This is a genomic window from Bacillus sp. GbtcB10, assembly GCF_019091365.1.
GTDB classification, from domain to species: Bacteria; Bacillota; Bacilli; order Bacillales; family Bacillaceae; genus Bacillus; species Bacillus altitudinis.
In genome coordinates, this window is record NZ_JAGXJP010000002.1 from 886,847 (window position 1) to 908,829 (window position 21,983).

Genomic DNA, 21,983 nt, shown 5'->3' on the forward strand with positions numbered 1-21,983 from the left:
ATGACAAACATACATGAACGTAATATTGATGGAAAAACAAAATTAGTCGGTCTTCTTGCAACACCAATCGGGCACAGCCTGTCACCACGGATGCACAACCTTGGCTATACACTAACAGGAATCAACTATGCTTACCTTGCTTTTGAGGTAGGAAATGATGAACTAGAAGCAGCAGTAAACGGGATGAAAGCAATGGGTGCAGCTGGATTTAACGTATCCATGCCGAACAAAATGAAAGTGCTCGATTACTTAGATGAACTAGATGATTCTGCAAAATATACTCGCGCAAGCAACACAGTTGTGAACAAAGATGGCAAGCTGGTTGGCTACAACACAGATGGTCTTGGTTACGTAAGAAACTTAATTGAACATGGCGTTGAATTAGCTGGACAAAAGGTTACACTTGTTGGATCTGGCGGCGCTGCAACACCGATCGCCATTCAGCTTGCACAATCAGGTATTCGTGAAATTAGTATTTTTGCTCGTAATGATCAATACTTTGTTCAAGCAGAAGAAAATGTAAATTACATCAACAACGAAATGAAATCATTCGGTGTCAAAGCGAATATCTTCCCACTTGAAGACAAAGACGCTTTCCGTCGTGAAGTAGCTGAAAGTGCGATCTTAGCAAACGGGACAAGCCTTGGCATGAAACCATTAGATGAGCTCAGCATTATTGACGATACACTTGATGTATTACGCAAAGACTTAATCGTGACAGATGTCGTCTACAACCCGCAAAAAACAAAACTTCTTGCTCAAGCACAAGAAGCGGGTGCCAAAACGATTAACGGTCTTGGCATGATGCTATGGCAAGGTGCCCTTGCGTACAAACTCTTTACTGGCGAGGATATGCCGGTTGAACAAGTGAAACAAATTCTATTTGAAAATGACCGTTTCTAAACGAAACACATAAAAAAGACGACCTCCGCTTTGGAAGTCGTCTTTTTTATTCGTGTATCATCACACGGCGATATCGATAAAGGATATACATCGCCCCGATGATCGCCACAACAGCCACACCCGCATCAAATATAAAGATTTGCAAAATCGTCGAGTGGGTTTCGATCAAACCAGTGACGACCGGAATCACAATGGCGGACACTCCGCCTGCTGTTGAGATAATTCCTGTCATCGTCCCTTTGTTTTTCCAGAAGAACTCAGCCATTACGGTTAACGTCAGCTGAAAGACACCAGCTGTTGAAAAGCCCAATACAAATGCATTGACGGTCCCGATGACTGGAGACTTCACGACCAATAGCACACAGATAGAGGCTAATGTAATAATCGGATAGAGTAGCAGCACGGTGACCGGACGAACAATGCGGCGCAAAAGAAATGCGAGCAATAAGACAGACAGCAAACCGCCCATGCTATAGTAACTAAGCAGCTTCACAGCACTGCCAGAAGCCATCCCCAAAATTTCCTCACCGTACGTAGGCAGCCAAATTTGCGGCAAGGCGTACAGACCATTTGATGTAAAACTGATCACAATCAGTGCGACCCCTTCTCTCCAAAACGTAGGCTCTGATGAGAAGCGCGGAAGTCCATCATGCTCCGTCACCTGAACTTGCTCCACCTTGCGATGATTCGGAAATGGCAATGTCCACAACATCATCACATTCACTAAATAGATAAAAGCAGGTACAAAAAACGCAAATCCATAAAACAGATCATGCTCTGCTAAAAAGAAAATAGCGAGCGGCAGAATGGTCGCCCCAATCGAAATAAACGCCTTCACCATCACATTTGCAGATCCCGAGTTTTGAGGAAAAGCTTCCATTAAAGCCGGATACGTCCCTGCATCCATCGCCGAATTCGCCACCCCTGCCAAAATCGCAAACGCAAACGCGATTTGATAATTCGGAGACAATGGGATTCCAATGAGGAACACTGCCATCAGCACCCCCGAAACCAAAATGACCGGCTTTCGTCCAAAACGATCTGACAGTACACCCGATAGACCATACGTGAGCACCCTGCCAATACCGAGTGCAGATATCATATAACTAATCCCCGCACTATTTGTATCTAATTGTTTGATCAAAAATGGCATATTAGAAGCCAAAATAATATTGACCATACCTAATAAAAAATAATTGATATAAAGACTAGAAGCCGTTCTCAAATACGGATTCCTCATGCTGACACACCCCTCAACACATTGCAATGAAGTGACAAATAATGGTTACGCTTACAAGATTCATGCGTGAGGAGAAACAGCTTTGCAACCTTCACGTACTTGAAACATCTCATCATTTCATACAGCTTACATGCCCTTCATTTATCAAGCATCTCTTCAAATTTTCACTAGCTCTTATTTTATATGAATGTGAAAGGTAATGATAGTGAATTGCTTAAATTTGAGGGAAATGCATATCCATATGCATATCTTTTCTTTTACGAGCTGAAACATTCATCAATAAAAAATAGGAGTGGGTATACACCACTCCTTAAAAGATTTCTGACACATCTATTCGTTCATTTCCAGTCCATTTTGACGAATCACATTCTGGTACCAGTAAAAACTTTTCTTAGGTGTGCGATTTAATGTTCCATTTCCATCGTTATCTTGATCAACATGGATAAACCCATAACGTTTTTCCATTTCTGACGATGAATAGCTGATTAAATCAAGAATCCCCCAGCTCGTGTACCCCATCAATTCGACTCCATCCTCAATCGCTTCTAACATCTGCTGGAAATGCTGTTCATGATAACTAATACGATAATCATCATTGATCGTTCCATCCTGCTCCACCTGATCGTTTGCTCCTAATCCGTTTTCAACAATAAATAGCGGTAATTGATAGCGGTCGTATAGATCATTTAAAGAAATACGAATACCAATAGGATCGATCTGCCATCCCCACTCACTCACTTCTAAATAAGGATTCTTTACGCCACCTATCGTATTTCCGCTGACCGTTTCCATCCCTTCACTGTTTTCAGTAGCAACAAGTGAATTGTAATAACTAAAAGAAATAAAATCGACGGTATGAACCTTTAATAACTCGTCATCTCCTAGCTGTTTCTCAATGTGAATGTTTTTTTCTTTGAACAGTCGATGGATAAAACGTGGATACTCCCCGCGCACCTGTACATCTGTGAAGAACATATTAAATTGATTGTTCTTCGATGCCTTTAAAACATCTTTTGGATTACAAGAATAAGGATACGTTGTTAATTTCGTCAGCATACAGCCAATTTTTGAACCCGGGATCATTTCATGGCAATACTTCACTGCCAGAGCACTTGCAACAAATTGATGATGTAGCGCTTGATAAACAGCCTGCTCTACATTATCAAAACGCTCTGACACGATTCCTCCACTTGTAAACGGATGGCGAACAATGCTATCAATTTCATTGAAAGTCAGCCAATACTTGACTTTATCTTTGTATCGATCAAATACCACTCGACTAAATTTCACAAAGAAATCAACAACAATGCGGTGAGACCATCCACCATATTGATTGACTAAGTATAGCGGCATTTCATAATGAGATAGCGTAACGAGTGGTTCAATATCATGTTTCTTCATTTCATCGAATAAGCGGTCGTAAAACAATAATCCTGCTTCATTCGGCTCTTCTTCATCTCCATTTGGAAAAATACGTGTCCAGGCAATCGAGACACGCAACGTCTTTAATCCCATCTCTTTGAAGAGCGCCATGTCTTCTGGATAACGATGATAAAAATCGACACCTCTTCGTTTCGGATAACCTTCAGCGGTATCTGCACGCATCGCTTGTTGAATTTGTTCTTCATCCACTTTATTGTGCTTTTTATAGTCAGACTTGCTGAGGCCTTTTTTAAAAATCGCCACATCAGCAGTCGATAGCCCTTTTCCGTCTACATTCCATGCACCTTCTGCTTGGTTAGCCGCAATAGCGCCACCCCATAAAAAACCTTCTGGAAACTTTCTAACTTGATTAGACATCTCTCTTCCTCCCTTAAGACGATCCATTATTTCTTAAAACCACTCGATTGACATGAATAATTAAATACATTTTTTCGTCATTGGATATGGTGTAATCCACATTTGTTTTAATATATTTCTCGATTTTCTCCACACATTTCACTTCTTCAGGGTATTTCCTCATGATTTGATCGATTAAATCATGGTCATCTGTTTCAAGCATTTTGTTCTCCAGCAACCGCTGAACAAAGAACTGTAAATGTGTTAAAAACCTAGAGTAATTAATTGTATCTGTTGGAATATCGATCTTATAATGCATTTTAATGATGTTTAGAATATCTTTGACCATATTGGTCATCATCACGATTTGATTCAAATTGTCTTCGGTCTGCTGCGCATTTACTAGATGAAAAGCAATATTCGCTGCTTCTTCTTCAGGTAATTGAATACCTAGTTGTTTTTTTATTAGATCGAGTGCATGCATACCAATGCTAAATTCCTCGGGGTAAAATTTCTTCACTTCCCAAAGCAGGCGATTTTGTATCGTGAGATGTTCCTTAAAGCGCTTTGTAGCCATAAAAAGGTGATCAGTTAGAGAAATATAAAGATGCTCATTTAAGTGTGTGGATAATCGATGCTTCGCATAGGAAATAATCTCATCCGTTATGATTAAAAATTCCTCTGGAGTCTCTCTCATGAGCTCAGCTAAATCATTTGACGTGCCTTGATCTTCTAGCACATAAATCTTTTGTATATCTTCCTCTTGAATAAGACTGCCAGGCTTATTTTTAAACCCGATCGCCTTCCCCATTACGATGATTTCCTTTCCATCATCTCGTTTAGCGAGAACCACACTGGTATTCAGCACTTTTATAATTTCCATACCATATCACCTTCCTGGTTACATTCAAAATCTATTTATAAGACAGTTAAAAGTGGCTGCTGATGACCAGAAGGATTGGTTTTTCCCTCTTGGGTTAAAATTTCTAAATAATCAGCCGAATTTGTAATGATCACTGGTGTTGTTGTGTCATAACCAGCCTTTTGTATACTCTGATCATCAAATTCAATTAAAAGCTGGCCTTGCTTTACTGTATCACCTTTTTGAACATGTGAAGTAAAATATTGTCCATTTAAGTTAACGGTATCAATCCCAATATGAATAAGAACTTCAACACCTAAGTCTGACTTTAGACCAATCGCATGATTTGTATGGAAAATCATTTCTACTTGCCCATCAAATGGAGCTACTACTTTTCCATCGCTAGGTTGGATCGCTGCCCCCTTACCCATCACTTCTTCAGAAAATACTTTATCATTTACTTTCGCTAATGGGATGACAGCTCCTTTGATCGGTGCATAAATGACCTCACGATTTCTTGTGTTTTCTGTTGTAGAGATAGGCTCATTGCTCTTCTGGACGACTTCATTTTCTGCATCTTTAAAGCCAATGATGTAAACAGCAATAAATGCGACTACCGCTGAAATGACTGCACCAATAATGGCAAACGTAAAGTTTGAAGTCCCTTTTTCAATGAAAATCGGCATAGTGGCAATTCCAGGTGAAACCATGACAAACGCTTTCAGTTTAATTAATCCAACAAATATACCTGAAACCCCTGCTCCAATCATACATGCAAGTAATGTTTTCTTAAGCTTTAAATGGACACCGTATAATGCAGGTTCTGTGATGCCAAATAAAGCAGAAATTCCTCCGGACATCGCAATTTGTTTTAACTTAGGATCTTTTGTTTTAAATGAAACTGCCAAAGCACCTCCACCTTGTGCAAAATTCGCCGCTAACATGGCTACTCCAATGAGCGCATCATATCCAGGCGAAGCAAGGGAAGCGATAACAACTGGATAGAACACCTTCTGCATGCCAAACATCACGATAAAAGGTAAGAAAACAGCTAAAATTGCAACAGCCGCCCATCCCGCAGTTTGTTGTATCCATAGCACTCCCGCTGCTAACCCTGCGCCCAGATACATACCGAGCGGCCCTAGAAACAGTAAACCAATCGGCGCGACAATGATCATTGTGATTAAAGGAACCATAAAAATTTTGACGGGTCCCGGTGATAATTTATCCGCAAGCCTTTCAACATAGGACATAAGCCAAACAATCAATATAATTGGAATAACCGATGCGCCATAAGATACAGCTTTCAAGGGTATTCCAGCAAAAGCAACTGGATCGCCACTGCTAAACAAAGCTGTTAAGTTAGGATGTAATAAAACCCCAGCCAAAGCCATGGATACCATAGGGTTTGTGCCAAATTTTTGCGAGCTTGTATAGGCTAACAAAATCGGCAAGAAGAAGAACGCCGCATCTGAAATGATTTTCAACACCAAATAGGTCTGGCTATCTTCTTTCATCAAATTCAGCATCGGCAACAAAATCAACAAAGCCTTCAACATACCAGCACCGGCAATTGCAGGGATAATTGGTGCAAAAATGCCAGTGATTAAATTGGCAAAACGATTGAAGTATCCTTTGAAGCTATGATCTTTATTCTGGACAATTTGCCCGCTTGCTTCTGGGTTGTGATCAATAAGCTTTGCAAATTCTTTATAGACATAACCTACATCATTTCCAATAATAATTTGATACTGACCTGCTGTATCCGCTACTTGAATAACGCCATCAAGACGACTAATTTCTTCAGAGTTTGCACGTGAAGAGTCTTTTAATGTCAGCCTTAATCTCGTCATACAGTGGATCGCATTTTGAACATTTTCACTTCCACCAATATGCTTTAGAATGTCTTGAGCTAAGTCTTTATGGTTCATCAAAGTCACCGCTTTCATTTTTAATTATAGGAGCTCAGGCAACAAAAAAAGACCTGGATTGGGTGGGAATATACAAATACAGATATCCCATCCAATCTAGGTCTTGCCTGCCGAACAGTAACACGCCTTATTGAATGTACGCATTATTCTATTTTTAGCTTTTCATCGTTTCATGAAACCGCTTTTAACATGTTAATATCACTATAGTAAGTAATTTTTTAAACAAAAGCAACATTTTTCTTAAAAATCAAATAAAAAATGAATAAATATAGATCAAAGAGTCTGTTTTTATCAACCAAATGTACCTTTTCAGATGACTGATAGAGTGAGAAAGAATAAAACAAACTAAAAACGATGTCAACCTGACACCATTGAGAAACCCTGACTATCAAGAAAACCTTATCTCTTCGTCTCTACATCCCACTTTTAATCTCACAGCCCCAAATACTAAACTCATAAAAATATTCTGTACGCTCTATGCATAATCCAAAATGAAAATCCTCTGCTATTAAAATGAAATCTCCGTATCCACTTAAAAATTTGGTTTGCTCAAGAAGTTGATTTAAATGATGAAACACTTCATCCACATTTACTAAAAGCGCTTCAATTTCATGATCTCGGAAAAAAAGCAATCTCCCTTGTTTAGGAGTCTCTTTTATCCTCCCGACCATTTCATTTAACATTTGTGTAGACTTTTCAATATGCTCTAGATCGTTGTCTCCATGTATTTGACTTTTATGTTCTCTCGATTGCAGGAAAGTAAATACCTTCTGACAAAAAAATTGATTCTCTTCGACCTCCAAAAAAGGGGGTTCTGGAAGTGTCATATAACTTAATTCGTTTATTAAGTGCTTTCTTCTGCTTTTTCTTTTTAAGGTTTCGATTTTTGTTTTTCCTTTATTATTCATAGGAGCACCTCCACAAGGCGTATAAACATTGCTCTCTAGACATCTCCCCCTTGAAAATTCCACCAGGCTACACGGTGGAATGAACTGATTTCTAGATAACTATGCTTTTTTTCAAAATTTCCGGATATAAATCTAGGAAATCAATATAAATGGGGACTTTGTATAATTACATGTACGTAATAATGAATCTTATGTTGTTTAAAATCCCGAATAAATTCATTCCTACTTACTCTTTTTACAATGTGACATTTTTCATCAGTGTAAATTAAATAATCTTGATCAGTATAAAACCAATCAAGATCTTATTTCATCATTAAATTTCAGCAATAACGGACTAATTTGAATGTATTTTTGAAATGAAATCTCGAAGAACTGTCTTTGCTGGTAGGTTCGCAGTAGTAGTCAACATTTGATTTATACGTTCTGTAATCTGAGGATGTTTCAGTACTATTTTTTTACCCTCTTCAATAGGATAACTTCTTAATGTATCAATACAAATCTCAAATAATTCCGCATCATTAGTATTCAGCAAATCCAATAAAATATGAAACTCATATTCATTGCACTCATTATCGAGACAGTACGCAATTTTTCGCTGCCACTCTATTAGTTTATTGAGTACCTGTTTTGATAGTTCTCCCCAATCGTTTAGGCTAAAATACAAGAGTATCTCACTTACTAGTATTTATCAGCGGATAAAATTTTATCCAGTTCTATATACATTTTTAATGCTCCAATGATGGTTCCACATATTTTGCTTTTTAAGCATTGTTTGGTTTTTATTCATTATAAGACCACCACCATAGAAACGGCAAAACAGAGAAGCAATAGCCTTATTAACCTCGTAGAAATACATACAGTTTTATTTCCACCAGTTATATGTAATTTCTTTTAAATGAAATTCTATAAAATCTATCACTTTGCTATAGTCATCAGAGCTAAACTCCTGAATAGGATTGTCCCAATCTGTATTTTTAACTATTAGAACAAGATAGTTGCCATCTGAAGATAAATCGGGATACCAACCTAAGTCCAATGTTATTGATGATTTCTCATGATAAAGCTGTAACAAACTTTCAGTGAACATAAACCATCTTTCATCTTCTGTTTCTAACTTTCTAGGGTCAATTTCCCAAAAATGATTATAACGGACATTCCAACCTTCAGTTATCCTCAAGGGATGAATGTTTACTTCCGGAATATCAAGTTTCACATGCTTTCTCATCTTTATCCGACCTCTTTGTTAATTTTATAGTTATTTTATTCCTAATTTGTTTAAATACTTATTTAATCTATCACCAGCTATTGGATGACCGTGATACACATTACCACTCGTTAGTTCTCCTCTAATCCAACTAGTAGATTTTCCATTATCATAACCAACAACTTTACCAGTATCATAAATGAAGTAAAAATTATTATTGCCATTATCAATGATATGCCCTCTTTGAAGAGCTTCTTTTTCTATCACTTTATTATTTATTTCAGGTAGGTATTGAGCATTTCGTCTTCCGGTTTCACTAAAACGTTTCGCTTCTTCGGCAGTTCTAGCCTTTAAATGCTTATTATCATGATGAGAATATACTGCACTATTTATCTTTATTCTAAAATCTTTTCTACCATAATAACTTTTATGAGCAATTTCATCATGCCTTTTTGAAATATTAGGTATACCTGAACTCTTTACACCCATCTTCCCATGAAACCCTTTTGCCCCAAACGGCAAAAGCATCCCAAGCGCTGCATTCATACTCGCTTCCTGCTGTTCTTTCGAGATCTTATTTCCAAACATATCTCGACCCGTAATCGCTTCGCTGAAGCCGTTTGTTGCGGTGAGGCCATATAAGCCTTTTTGTGATGTTTTCAGGGCGTCAAAAGACTTCTGTGATGTCTTGTAAATGTCTACTGCTCTGACTGCGGCGGACGTGGCTTGAGTCGTTTTATAAACGGCTTTACCGCCTTTGAAAATACGTCCTGCCCAGCCGACGATCGGGATGTATCCTGCTGCAGCCATGCCTCCTGCGGCGACTCGCTGTCCTGCGGTGAGTTCTTCACCTGTGATCGGATCGACACCTGTTGCAGCACGTTTTGCATCGTTCACGCCTGTCAATTCATTGACAATATTTCCTCCGTAATCAAGAGCTTTTTCATACCACGGACGGTTGGCGAGCGCTTCTTGTTCCTTTGCGATCTTGCGGGCTTCTTCTTGATCTTTTTTGATTTTTAGATATTCAGAAGTTTGCTTCTCAATATCGCTTTTTGCCTTGTAGATTTCGCTATTTTGATACGCTTTCTTGTCAAAATTCATAGGCGAAATGGATTTTCCGTCATTTGTGGCATTGATCATTTCTGCGTACAATGCCATTGTAGCCTTCTCCTCAGTCTCTGACAAAGCATATTCATCTTTTAGATTTTGATCAAGTTCTATTAAATCTTTAACCGTTTTCTTCCGTTCACCTTCCGCATCTGCAATCTTTTCGTCAAAGGTTTTACTATCAAATACCTCCAGAGAAATGAGGTCGTCAATATCTTGAAAAATCATTTTGAGTGCCTTTTTTTGATCCTTCACGATGCTTTTGGCATTCTTGATTCCCATATGTACAGCGTTGTCTAAAAAGTGTTCTTCTACAAAGGTGTTGCCGCCAAAGTTTGTATCATCAAGTGTCCCAGAAACACCTTCATGAAAGGCTTTTTGTTTATCAATGAAGCTAATAAACATGTCCACATTTCCGGCGAGTTCTTTGTAGAAGCTTTTAATGTTATCGGCACCTTTTCCAGTGAAGTCGTCACCGAGATTGGCAACACCTTGAAGTGCCTTTTTTAAATCTATCATTTGTTCACGGAGTTCCTGATAGTGTTTTGCCCTTGTATCCATGGCATTGGTTAGTGCTTTTGCATCAAGTATCTTGCCCAGATTAAGCCACTCCCTCCATTATTGATCATAAAGTCTATTTTACCGTGACCTCCAAAACGGAAAAATAGACCAAATGACATAAAAAATGGAATGGACTTTCTATTCAATTTACCCTCTAATTTGGATAAACGAGTTTATCCATTGTAGAGATATAGAAAAGGCCAGACAGTTCATTATACTCTGTCTAGCCACATGTTCACGTTACTTATAGTCATTGATTGGTCCTTTATCCATCAAAACATCAATTTCATTTGAAGACTTCATTTTTAATTTAGGTCTGCGCTCGGAATTCGGCTTGCTGTAAAGCTCTAGTGGACGGATGATCACGCCATCATTTGTGTTTTGAAGTATACCAGGAACACAAGAATAAATTCGATCATTGTCATTTGCATGTTTTGCATAAATCGTGACAGACGTTCCTTGATGATTATCGATACTCATAGACACTCTATATCTATAGAAAGAACCTGTTCCATTTGATTGAGCAGAGTAAACAACGGGTACCACCGCAAGGATATCATCATTTAACCTTAGTTTAATGACTTCTGTTTTCATTGATTCACGATCTCTACCGACATCTCCCATATGCTCAACAGCCCCGTTACCGTAACTTTTGAGAGCGGGAACACCTTTTGCGCCAAACATGGCCACATCTATTTGTTTTCCTGACTTCGTATAGATCAACGCGTAAATATCATAATCGGTACCAGACTCCCAAGATACTGTAGCCGTAATCTCTGGTGTTTTGTCAATGATGATCGGTTTATGACCTTTGTCTAGACTAATTTTACCTTGAACTTTCTCTAAGCTAATAGGTGCAGAGACTTTCTCTTTAGCGGCTGTGTTCATTGGAGCAGGCTCATTAATTTGTTTTTCAGAAACCATTTGAGGAGGTGTAGAAACATCCTGTTCATCAGGTTCAACCTCCACCCCATAAAGCTTGCATAGCCCTTCCAATCCAGAATCGAAGCCACGCCAGATGGATCGTGCTTTCGTTTCACTATTTCTTATGTATAGCTCTACTACGACAATACCCTTTTCATTTGTAAAGCTTACTGGTGTTAGGTATAGCACCTCATCACCTGTTCGAATTTCTGCTTGCAGATTCTTCACATGAGAAAAGCCGATTCCTCGATCCTCTGTTAGTGTAATAGCCATCTTTGTGATTCCGACAGGCACTTTGCTCATATCAAAATTCAATTGATGTCTTTTCAACTGATCTGATACCTCTGCTGGTAAAAGTGTCGCGACACCCGTAGTACTCTCCGGCTGATTGTAAAAAATAATGCCATTATCTCCTTGAACTAGATTTGAATCTGTTAAGAGAAACGCCGTTAAAGAAATATCAATTGCAGATGAGACTTCATAACTGATGGATAATTGCCCCTTTGGAGAGTTTAGTACGGTATTGGCACCCATTTGCAGAGTTTGATTCATTTCAACAACTCCTATTCTTTATCTACCATTTATCGTTTTTATAGACCAATTATACCAAATTATGCAATAGAACCTATTAATATCTTTCTCTCTTTTCATCTCTGCAATGATATGAGACAATGCCACCTAAAAACAAACTACTCTCGAAAGGAGAATCAATGTGTATAAAAAAATCATCCCAGCTGTTACAGTGATATTCGGTTTTTGGATTCTTCTTCAATTAGCATTTAGCATCAATATCTTTCACAATCCAATGAATTATTTTATTGTGATCACTCTCTTTTTTCTTTGTATTCAGGCTACATTGAAGCATAGGAAATAAAAAAACCCGAACAAGCGAATCCCACGCTCATCCGGTCCAGTCATTTCTTTATTACACTTCTTCACCATTCGTTGCGATGACGTTTTGATACCAAGTAAACGAATCTTTTTTGAGTCTCTTCATTGAACCATTACCTTTGTTATCACGGTCAACATAAATCATGCCGTAGCGTTTTTTCATTTCACCGGTTGTGAATGACACGATATCAATGATGCCCCAAGGTGTGTAGCCGATGAGGTCCACACCGTCATATTCAACCGCTTTTTTCAGTGCTTGAATATGAGAAGCGAGATATTGAATTCGCTCTGGGTCATGAATAGAACCGTCTTCTTCCACTTGATCAATGGCACCAAAGCCATTTTCCACAATGAATAGCGGGATTTGATAGCGATCGTAAAAACGATTCAATGTATACCTTAAACCTGTCGGATCAATGGACCAGCCCCAGTCACTTGATTTGATATACGGATTTTCTACACCATGTGGCAGTGCTCCATTGACAATGTCTCCTTTGTGATCAGATACTGCATCGCTTTTGACCGTTGTTGACATATAATAGCTAAAGCCAAGGTAATCTACTTTTCCTTTTCTTAAACTTTCTTCATCGCCTTCTTCAAATGGAATATGATAGCCTTCGCGCTCAAATTCTTTTAACGCGTAGCTTGGATAGTAGCCACGTACTTGGACATCTGGGAAGAAATAGCGCTGTCTCATATATTCTTCTGCCAGCATGACATCTTCTGGGTTTGAGGAATATGGATAAATTGGCACGTGGGACACCATCGCTCCAATTTGAAAGGACGGATTGATCTCTTTTCCTTTTGCCACTGCCCATGCACTTGCAAGCAATTCATGATGGCCCGCTTGATACATGACTTCTTTGGCATTTTCGCCTTCTTTGACAGATACCCCTGAATTTGTCCAAAGGAACAACGGGTTGTTGACGTCCATTTTGTTATTGATTTCATTAAATGTCATCCAGTACGTAACCTTGTCCTTGTAACGATTGAAGCATACTTCCGCAAATTTCGCGAAATATTCAGCGACTGTTCTGCTTCGGAATCCGCCGTATTCTCTTGCCAAATGAAGGGGCATTTCAAAGTGAGACAGTGTAATGACAGGCTCGATTCCATGTTTAATCAGCTCATCAAACACATCATCATAAAACTGTAAGCCTGCTTCATTCGGCTCTTCTTCATCCCCTTTAGGGAAAATTCGGCTCCAGCCGATCGATGTTCGCAAGCATTTTAATCCCATTTCAGCAAACATGGCGATATCTTCTTTGTAACGATGGTAGAAATCAATGGCTTCATGGTTTGGATAAAAAGTTCCTTCTTCTATCGTTTCCGTGATCTGTCTTGGAACACCATGAGCACCTGCTGTCATGACATCTACAACACTCGGCCCTTTGCCAGCTGCATTCCATCCACCTTCGAATTGATGAGCGGCTAATGCCCCGCCCCATAAGAAATCTTTTGGTAAAGTCATTATCTATTCCTCCTATTTCACAATTGTCATCATGACGTCAGTTGGCTGACATGTCGAACGTTTCTCTACAATCACATCTTCGTATGCTTGGGTATTGGTAAGGATAACAGGTGTGATTGTTTGTAATCCTTTGCTTTCAATTGCTTCCTGATCAAATGTCATCAACAAGTCACCCTTTTTCACCTTGTCGCCTTCTTTGATATTGAGTGTAAATGCCGATCCATCTAGAGAGACCGTATCAATTCCTACATGAACAAGTAACTCCACACCAAATTCAGAACGCAGACCAATCGCATGTTTTGTTGGTGCAAGCATGACGACACTGCCATCAAACGGTGCAAACAGTTTGTTATCGGTCGGATGAATGGCAAAGCCTTTCCCCATCGCTCCAGAGCTAAATACGGCATCTGGCACTTCAGATAACGAAAGCACCTTTCCTGTAAGTGGAGCCGTGATCATTTCTTCATTGTTCATAGAAGCTTGTGTCGTTTCTCCGCCTTGATCTTTAACAGGTGTTTCACCAGCTGGCTGGTCTACCGTATCTTCCCCATAACCGAACAATTGAATAAGCACAACTGGTAATATCAGCGCAATGGCCACACCAATCAAAATACCAATGATAGACGTTGGATAATCTGCACTGATTCCGTTCACAATGGTCAGAGGGCCAGGCAGCCCTGCATATGCAAAGTAATAAGGCGTAAAGAAGCTGGCCACAATGGCACCGACTGCTCCAGAAATACACCCGAAAATAAACGGCTTTTTAAAACGTAAGGTGACACCGTAAATCGCAGGCTCCGTAATACCGAAGAGTCCTGTGATTCCAGCTGAAACCCCAACTTTCCGTGTTTCCCGATTTCTTGCTTTTAAAATAACTCCCAGCACCGCACCGACTTGAGCGATAACAGCGATGGTTTGATATGCCTGAAAGGAGTCACGTCCATATTGTTCAAAGTTCGCAAGTACCATTGGCGTGATGCCCCAGTGAACACCGAAAATCACGAGTACTTGCCAGAAACCGCCGATAATGGCCCCTGCCAGAGCTGGTACATTTTCAGCTAAGATATTGTATCCGTTTGCAATCCCATTTGCACCTGCTGTCGAAAGAGGACCGATTAATAGAATGGTTAACGGAACCATGACGACCATACATAGAAATGGGACAAATAGCGGTTTGACAACCTCATGAATTCGTTTGTTTAAGAATTTTTCTACATAGGAAAGAATCCATACTAAGAAAAGCGGTGGCAAGACGGATGATGTATAAACCGTTTCAGATAACGCAATCCCTAAAAAGGTCACACCTTCCCCTGATGCTACACGTCCAGCAATCTCTGTCCAAGAAGGACTGACAAGCGCTGCTGTACAAGCAACCGCGATATACATATTTGTTTTGAAATGCTTGGCTGCAGTTATCGCAATAAAAATGGGCAAGAACGTAAACGGTGCCCAAGAAATAAAGCTAAACACTTCATAAGTTCCTGTTTTCGAGAAGCTTGGAAATATCAAATTTATTAAGATAAGTGCACCTTGTAAAATACCAGCTGCGGCTAAAATATACACAAATGGCGCAAACACAGCGGACATGGTCGCAATGACCCGATTCAGAATCGTTCCTTTGTTTTCATTCGGCTGATCATCATCCGACGTTTGGAGCTGAACAAGGTTGGAAAAATGCTCATATACCTCACCTACATGCTGACCGATCACAACCTGAAACTGACCACCGTTTTCCACCACTGTAATGACACCAGGCATGGCGTTGACTGCTTCTTTTGCCTTTGGATTAGAACGCTTCAGCACCAAACGCAGCCTCGTGGCGCATCTTGCAGCACTCACCACATTTTCTTCTCCGCCAACTGCTTCTAAGATGTCTTCTGCAAGCTTTTGATAATCCCTCACTTTTGACATATAAAACCCCCCTTTATCACTACTAGTATATGTACATTATAATTATACCGGTACAATTTATCAATACATATATAATTTGAGTTTGCATATCAAAGAGAAATCGGGATGTGCTATAATACAAAGACAATAAATCGTGAAAACAAAGAGGAATGGCTATGTTAAAGTATCAACAAATTGCGAGCGATATTGAAAAATATATTGTCACACATGAGCTGCAGCAAGGAGACAAACTCCCTGTGCTTGAGACGCTCATGAATCAATTTGCTGTGAGCAAAAGTACAATTATCAAATCATTAGATTTACTCGAAAGAAAAGGGATTGTCTATCAGGTGAGGGGCAGCGGCATCTTTGTGAGAAGGCACAGGCGCAAAGGGTATATCAGCCTTTTATCCAACCAAGGATTTAAAAAAGATTTAGAGGAATTTCAACTGACATCAGAAGTTCTCACGTTAGATACCGTCAAACCGCCAGAAGAAGCTGCGCTGAATTTAAACATTGAACCAGATGAGGATGTTTTCTACCTTAAACGCATTCGTTACATCAATGGACAAACTTTATGTTTAGAAGAGTCCTATTACCGGAAAACCATTATTCCTTACCTCAACACAGAAATTGCAGCCGATTCTGTATTTAAATTCATTAGTGAAGGCCTTGGTCTTAAAGTGGGCTTTTCTGACATGTACCTGCAAGTTGGCAAACTAAACGAAACTGAAGCGAAGCACCTCGGACTTAAGCAAAATGATCCTGCTCTTCGCGTCGAAACCGTCTTTCATCTCACAAACGGCCAGCCTTTCGACTTCTCGAAAATCACTTATAACTACATGCAATCCCAATTTTTTATTCAGGCGAATAATTATTATGGGTGATGAAAGGAAAAAGCCCCTCATTTTTGAGGAGCTTTTTTTAATGCTGGTATCATTTGTAGTAGTTATAGTCATTGAATGTTGCGATCATATCTTCTTGTGTCCCTTTTTTCCCACGATTCGTATTAAAATATAACGTTCCGTCATCGAAATCAACAGCTTCTATCTCAAAAAGAGTAAATGCACTGCTCGTTATTCGGAAAGATAGGTCATTTCTAGTAAACAACTCTTTTGAAAAATCTATTGTTGTTGTTCCCTTTTGCTCTTTGATCATTTGGTTGATATTTAACGGATACGTGAGAATAACACTCGCATTAGAAGCCCCTCCGTTGGGATCTGGCTTAGATAAAGGGACATATAATGTTCCTTGGTAAAAAGAAATTCCTTGAAGAATGTACTTCGAAACATCTACCACTGATTGATTTATCACTGCTTTTGTATAATTTAATGTAAATGTGGCCTCATACTCAAATTTTCCTGTTTGATCATTAAAATCTCCAATGAAAAAGCGATTGCCAGACCTCACAATAAATTTGTCTGCTCCAACAGAATACGTGATGCCGCTAACTGATAAATTCGTTCCCTGGTACTGAAGGACATAGGCTTTAGCCACTTTGTATGTACTTTTTTTCGTGTTCACTTGTAGCTTCACGATCTTTTTTACATACTTGACACCATCGGTCATAGGGGCTACATAAATACTAACTTGCTCATCTCCTTTTTGGGCTTTGACAGCTAAGTCATTGGCATGTCCTAAATCATAGCTAGTACTATTCGTGTCAGAGTTTTTAAGAAGCTTCACTGTTCTATTGCTTGACGAGCTGTTCATTTTAATAGAGTACAATTGTGTCAGCTGGGTTGAAGTATTTATTTTTGCAGCATAAATCATGTTATTGTTACGGTCGACACACATTCCTTGCATAGAGGTGTAGAATCCAGAGCCTGACATTCCAGTATACGTTGTATATGTGTTGAAATAACCGGATTGAGCTTGAACACTTGAAGACCACATACTGCAACAAAAGATAATAGCCGTTAGGACAACATATTTTATTTTTTTCAAGATTGGCACCATCCTATGATTGGAGTTATTTTGAAAATACGATCTGAACATAAAATCGTCACCCTTAAAATGAATGACGATTGTTATAGAAATTAAGTGTGATCATTTATTAGGAAAATCTACTTTTCAGCCTTAAACGTCTTTACTATCTTACTACTCTCTGACATTCCTTTTCCTGTAACGGTAACGTAGATCTTTCCGCCCTTAGCGCCTAGTTGTTTGATGGTCACCTTTACAACCTTACCTTTAGAGACCGTTGACTGACCAATTAATTTTCCTGATTGGTTATAGATTTTAACAAGGTCCTGTTTCGCTAATTTACTGACGGTGATCACGTCATTTTTCTTCTTGTTGTTGACGATGTTGATTTGGCTGCCTTTTAATGCAGAGGATGGCTCACCTTTAAAAGAAACAGCCTGTTTTCCGCTTTCCAACATCTTGTCACTGCTTCGTGTAACAAATACTTTTCCGCTCTTAGCCCCAACTTGTTTGACGTACAATTTGATGGATGAACTGTTAGCCGGTTTTGATGCGGCTAGTAGTTTGCCGTTTGTTGAATAAACTTTGATGACGTCTTTTTTCTTAAGCTTACTCACTGTAATGACGTCATTTTTATTTTTAAGATTATTGATTTTGATCTGGTTGACTTTTAGAGCGTCTGCTTTTTCACCCTGATAGCGAATTGGTACTCGATTTCCCTCTTTTAGACCAGGTTCTTTCATGCTGATATAAAGCGTTCCACTTGTTTGACCCAATTGTTTCATGGAAATCGTCATGTTCGAGCTCGATGCAGTTTGCTGCGCAATCGCGGTTCCACCAGAAGCTTGTTTAAAGATTTTGATGACGGATTGTTTTTTGATTCCTTTTATCGTCACCGTATCGTTTTTACCTTTATTGTTCGTCACCTTCACTTGGGATGCTGCAAGCGGAGATGTGACGATTTTTTTGACGGTTACAGCAGGCAGAGAGACCTGTCTATTTCCACTTAGCAACGTGATCGTCACTTTAGACCCCTGTCTTAATTTTCCCGTTTTTAATTTGAAGTTTTTGCCTGGCGTAATGGCAAATGGTCCATATTTCTTTTTCGTGGAACTTGTGCTGAGCTTGGACATCGCTTTAATTGTGTTATTCGATGCATCAGATTGCACTTCTACAACAGCTTTATCCCCAAAAGTACTGATACCATTAATGGTATCACTTGAGTCATCGATTTCTTCCACAAATACTTTCTGTACATCTTCTTGAGATTGATTTGCTTCAGTCGGGTTATCAGCCATGAACGACTTTACGGTCATTAAGTCGCCACCGATTAGCTTTGAAACAGGAACTTCATAAAACCCTTTAGCGTCTGTCTGACCTTCTCCAATGATGTGGTCCTCTCCATTTAGAATATGGATGATACTTTCTGGAGTTGCGGTTCCACTAATTGATGTTGATAGCTGGGTAAATGGGTTGATTGTTGGAGCCGTCGATCTGATACGAAAAAATCTTTCATTCAAAACATTGTCATATGCTGGTTCCATGACTTGTAATTTATTTTGGTCTAAGAGCTTTAGGGTATCTTTGTCTACACTAAATTCAAAATTTCCATCTCCATCTGCTGTCACCGATTGATTGATGACACCAGATTTCTCGTTTTTAAAGACGATCTTTGCATATGGAATTCCCGTTTGGCCTTTCACTGATTTAGACCATTTTGTCGTAGGAATAAGTGAGATTTTATTAGGATTAACAATTTTTTTGTAAACGTCGATATTGCTGCCAGTCGTCATTTTCACTGTTAGGAATGTGCCTGCATTTAGGACAGGAAGCTTTAAATGAATGGCATCATTAAATGTTCCTGAGGCAATCACTTCACCATCTTTCATGACCTCTACTTTTGTGTTCTTCACAGTTTTCCCAGTTAGCTCCTGAGAAGTATCATATATCGGATCTAATGAGGTAAACGATTCCTTGAAAACATACACTTTGTTTGAAGAAAGCTTTGTCCCATTTTGGTCATACGTATCTAGCTCTATCGTTTGGCCCGAACTAAAATTTGAAGAGAACAACTTAAAGTTTCCGTTACTATCTGCTGTTGCGTAGTGCATATATTTAGATTTCCAATTAGCAGGAACACCCCAATCTGCAAATGCGACAATCGCATTTGGCGTTGTTTTACCCGTCAAATAGTTATCACCATATTGATAACGATCAACCGTTGTTTTCGTTCCACCCTCTGCGGCACTTACATTTTCTTGTATATTCAAACTCAACATCATCATACAAAGAATAGAAGCTACTACTTTCAGGACTATTTTCATAAAGATATCCTCTCTTTTCCTATTAATGTTTTTATATACAAATATTATACATTTTAACCAATATAGGTACAAGGTTTAATGTTGAGTCTAAAGACTTGTATAAAATCCATATTCATAGATATAGAGGGTGATATCGAACGATTTTTCATTTTGCATTAATCATACAAATTCATCACATCAAAAAGATTCATTTTACGAATGCATCATACAAACTTATGATGAACATAACAACATGTTTAGGAGGATTCGTCAGATGAAAGATATTAGAGTGTATCATGTCGATGCGTTTACAACTGAGAAATTTGGAGGTAATGCCGCTGGGGTGGTGTTGGATGGGGAATGGTTAACGGAGGATGAGATGCAGAATATCGCCAAGGAGTTGAACTTACCCGAGTCCGTTTTCTTACTACCGGCACATGATGAGAAAGCCGATTATCGAGTGAAGTATTTCACTCCAACGGAAGAGGTCAATTTCTGCGGGCATGCGACGGTTGGGTTGACTTGGCTTTTAGCGACGGAGCTAGGGATGGCTAAAGAAAAATCAGGGGTTGTGTTAGAAACAAAGATCGGCCATGTTCCCGTTATATGGCACGAGGAAAATGGCAAAGTTGTGGATGTGGAGATGACACAGGTCACGCCAAAGACGCGAGATTTTATCATCGATGTAGAAGAGCTTAGTGACATGCTCGGTATAAGCAGTGACAGGATTGATCCATCCTATCCTATAAAATTAGCAAACACCGGAAACTGGCATCTCCTGGTTCCGTTGAAACACCAGAATGACATTGATCAAGCGGCACCAAACTTAGCAGCTTTAGGAAAAATGAATAAAGAGCAGGATATCACAACGACTCATCTTTATACGTTTCAATCCACAAAGGACTTTGATCTTTATACAAGGGATTTTGCACCTGGCATTGGTATACCCGAAGATCCTGTAACGGGAGCAGCAAACGGAGCATTAGCCGGATATCTGTATTTGGAAGGGATCATTCCTCAGCAAGAAATCACTCATCTGCGCATTGCTCAAGGTGATGCCATCGGCAGACCAGGATTGCTTCGTATCACAGTCATTCCGAATGAAGCAAAGCCGGTGATTAAAGTTGCAGGTGCAGCGGTTATTACCATTCGCGGGGTAATCACGCTATAAATTGATCAGCTTGAATAGAGACTCTCGTTCAAGCTGAATCTATTTAAAATGATCTTTGACCACTTCAATCCATCTTTTAGTAGAGGGAGAGGCTGCGTTAAAAGATTTAAACGCCATATTGATTTCGCGATAAACACTGGTCTCAAGTGGAATTACGTTCGCATGAGGCACCTGAGGCGGCAAAATCAACTTCGGAATGATCGTGAGCCCAAGGCCTTCCTGAACCATAGAGATGAGCGTATTGTTGTCCCCAATCTCAAATAAAACATGGGGTTTTACGCCTCTTTCTTTTAATATTTTCTTAATGAGTTGATCACAGCCCGCTTTTGGCATGATAAACGGTTCATCTTGAAACGAAGCGACTTCCATCACCTTCTTTGTATGGAAACGATGACTCTCTTGCATGAGCACCACCAATTCATCTTGAAACAGTGGAACAGTTTCCAAATCTCTAGATGGCTGTGTTAAAAACCCAAGATCAACTGTGCCAGACGCGATCCACTCTTCAATCTCTTCATAGCCGCCTTCGTATAACTCCAATTGGATATTGGGATAACTTTTCGTAAAACGATGAATCAGCTGCGGAAGCATTTTTGAAGAAAAACTAGAAAACGTGCCGATCTTAATACTCCCCACTTCCATCCCTTGAATCAACGCCGCCTCCTGCTCAAGCAATGACGCATGATGAATGATTTGGCGAATATGGGGCATCACCCGCTCACCTGCATCTGTCAGCGACAGCCCGTTTCGATTCCGATGAAGCAGCACAATCCCAAGTTCTGACTCAAGCTTCGCCATATTATGACTCACCCCAGACTGCGTCAGCCCAAGCTTCTCACCAGCTTTTGTAAAGCTGCCGCATTCAACAACTGTTTGAAATACTTTGTATGGGAATGTCATTCGTTTGCT

Annotated in this window: 16 protein-coding genes; 3 read left to right on the plus strand and 13 right to left on the minus strand. The window is 39.5% G+C overall.

Annotated elements, in window-relative coordinates; all coding sequences use genetic code 11:
- On the plus strand, positions 1–903 hold the full coding sequence (locus tag KVT11_RS09845) for a shikimate 5-dehydrogenase (RefSeq protein WP_008344408.1): 903 nt from the start codon (positions 1–3) through the stop codon (positions 901–903).
- Between the two features lie 46 nt (positions 904–949).
- On the opposite strand, the gene KVT11_RS09850 is transcribed toward KVT11_RS09845, so the two are convergent.
- The 10 genes from KVT11_RS09850 to KVT11_RS09895 all read right to left on the minus strand — a co-directional run bounded on the left by KVT11_RS09850 (position 950) and on the right by KVT11_RS09895 (position 15,695).
- Positions 950–2,143, minus strand: coding sequence for an MFS transporter (locus KVT11_RS09850; RefSeq protein ID WP_017368408.1), 1,194 nt, complete (start codon positions 2,141–2,143; stop codon positions 950–952).
- Positions 2,144–2,473: 330 nt separating this feature from the next.
- Positions 2,474–3,943 (minus strand): glycoside hydrolase family 1 protein, encoded by a 1,470-nt coding sequence (locus KVT11_RS09855; protein WP_217609004.1) that lies wholly within the window; start codon positions 3,941–3,943, stop codon positions 2,474–2,476.
- 13 nt (positions 3,944–3,956) lie between these two features.
- On the minus strand, positions 3,957–4,805 hold the full coding sequence (licT, locus tag KVT11_RS09860; RefSeq protein ID WP_048002019.1) for a BglG family transcription antiterminator LicT: 849 nt from the start codon (positions 4,803–4,805) through the stop codon (positions 3,957–3,959).
- A 35-nt stretch (positions 4,806–4,840) separates the two neighbouring features.
- On the minus strand, positions 4,841–6,715 hold the full coding sequence (locus KVT11_RS09865; RefSeq protein ID WP_048002018.1) for a beta-glucoside-specific PTS transporter subunit IIABC: 1,875 nt from the start codon (positions 6,713–6,715) through the stop codon (positions 4,841–4,843).
- A 413-nt stretch (positions 6,716–7,128) separates the two neighbouring features.
- Complete coding sequence (locus tag KVT11_RS09870) at positions 7,129–7,623, minus strand: YxiF family protein (protein WP_017359943.1); 495 nt, start codon at positions 7,621–7,623, stop codon at positions 7,129–7,131.
- A gap of 862 nt (positions 7,624–8,485) precedes the next feature.
- Complete coding sequence (locus KVT11_RS09875; protein WP_046527526.1) at positions 8,486–8,848, minus strand: hypothetical protein; 363 nt, start codon at positions 8,846–8,848, stop codon at positions 8,486–8,488.
- 30 nt (positions 8,849–8,878) lie between these two features.
- Entirely contained in the window at positions 8,879–10,537 is a 1,659-nt protein-coding gene (locus tag KVT11_RS09880) for a ribonuclease YeeF family protein (protein WP_210552479.1), read from the minus strand.
- A 201-nt stretch (positions 10,538–10,738) separates the two neighbouring features.
- Positions 10,739–11,974, minus strand: coding sequence for a TerD family protein (locus tag KVT11_RS09885; protein WP_116306567.1), 1,236 nt, complete (start codon positions 11,972–11,974; stop codon positions 10,739–10,741).
- 373 nt (positions 11,975–12,347) lie between these two features.
- On the minus strand, positions 12,348–13,787 hold the full coding sequence (gene bglA, locus KVT11_RS09890) for a 6-phospho-beta-glucosidase BglA (RefSeq protein ID WP_116306569.1): 1,440 nt from the start codon (positions 13,785–13,787) through the stop codon (positions 12,348–12,350).
- Between the two features lie 9 nt (positions 13,788–13,796).
- Positions 13,797–15,695 (minus strand): beta-glucoside-specific PTS transporter subunit IIABC, encoded by a 1,899-nt coding sequence (locus KVT11_RS09895; RefSeq protein WP_025208296.1) that lies wholly within the window; start codon positions 15,693–15,695, stop codon positions 13,797–13,799.
- A gap of 155 nt (positions 15,696–15,850) precedes the next feature.
- On the opposite strand from KVT11_RS09895, the gene KVT11_RS09900 reads away from it, so the two are divergent.
- Positions 15,851–16,561 (plus strand): GntR family transcriptional regulator, encoded by a 711-nt coding sequence (locus tag KVT11_RS09900; RefSeq protein WP_046527583.1) that lies wholly within the window; start codon positions 15,851–15,853, stop codon positions 16,559–16,561.
- 49 nt (positions 16,562–16,610) lie between these two features.
- Here the strand turns inward: KVT11_RS09900 and KVT11_RS09905 are convergent, their stop codons facing one another.
- Positions 16,611–17,621: a hypothetical protein gene (locus KVT11_RS09905; RefSeq protein ID WP_186366145.1), complete on the minus strand. Its 1,011-nt coding sequence runs from the start codon at positions 17,619–17,621 to the stop codon at positions 16,611–16,613.
- Between the two features lie 119 nt (positions 17,622–17,740).
- Entirely contained in the window at positions 17,741–19,924 is a 2,184-nt protein-coding gene (locus KVT11_RS09910) for an Ig-like domain-containing protein (protein WP_210552272.1), read from the minus strand.
- A gap of 253 nt (positions 19,925–20,177) precedes the next feature.
- Between KVT11_RS09910 and KVT11_RS09915 the strand changes: the two genes are divergently transcribed.
- Positions 20,178–21,074 (plus strand): PhzF family phenazine biosynthesis protein, encoded by an 897-nt coding sequence (locus KVT11_RS09915; protein ID WP_210552273.1) that lies wholly within the window; start codon positions 20,178–20,180, stop codon positions 21,072–21,074.
- 39 nt (positions 21,075–21,113) lie between these two features.
- Here KVT11_RS09915 and KVT11_RS09920 read toward each other — a convergent pair whose 3' ends face one another.
- Positions 21,114–21,974 carry a LysR family transcriptional regulator gene (locus tag KVT11_RS09920; protein ID WP_046527580.1) on the minus strand — a complete coding sequence of 287 codons (861 nt, stop codon included), beginning with the start codon at positions 21,972–21,974 and terminating at the stop codon, positions 21,114–21,116.
- Positions 21,975–21,983 lie beyond the last annotated feature (9 nt).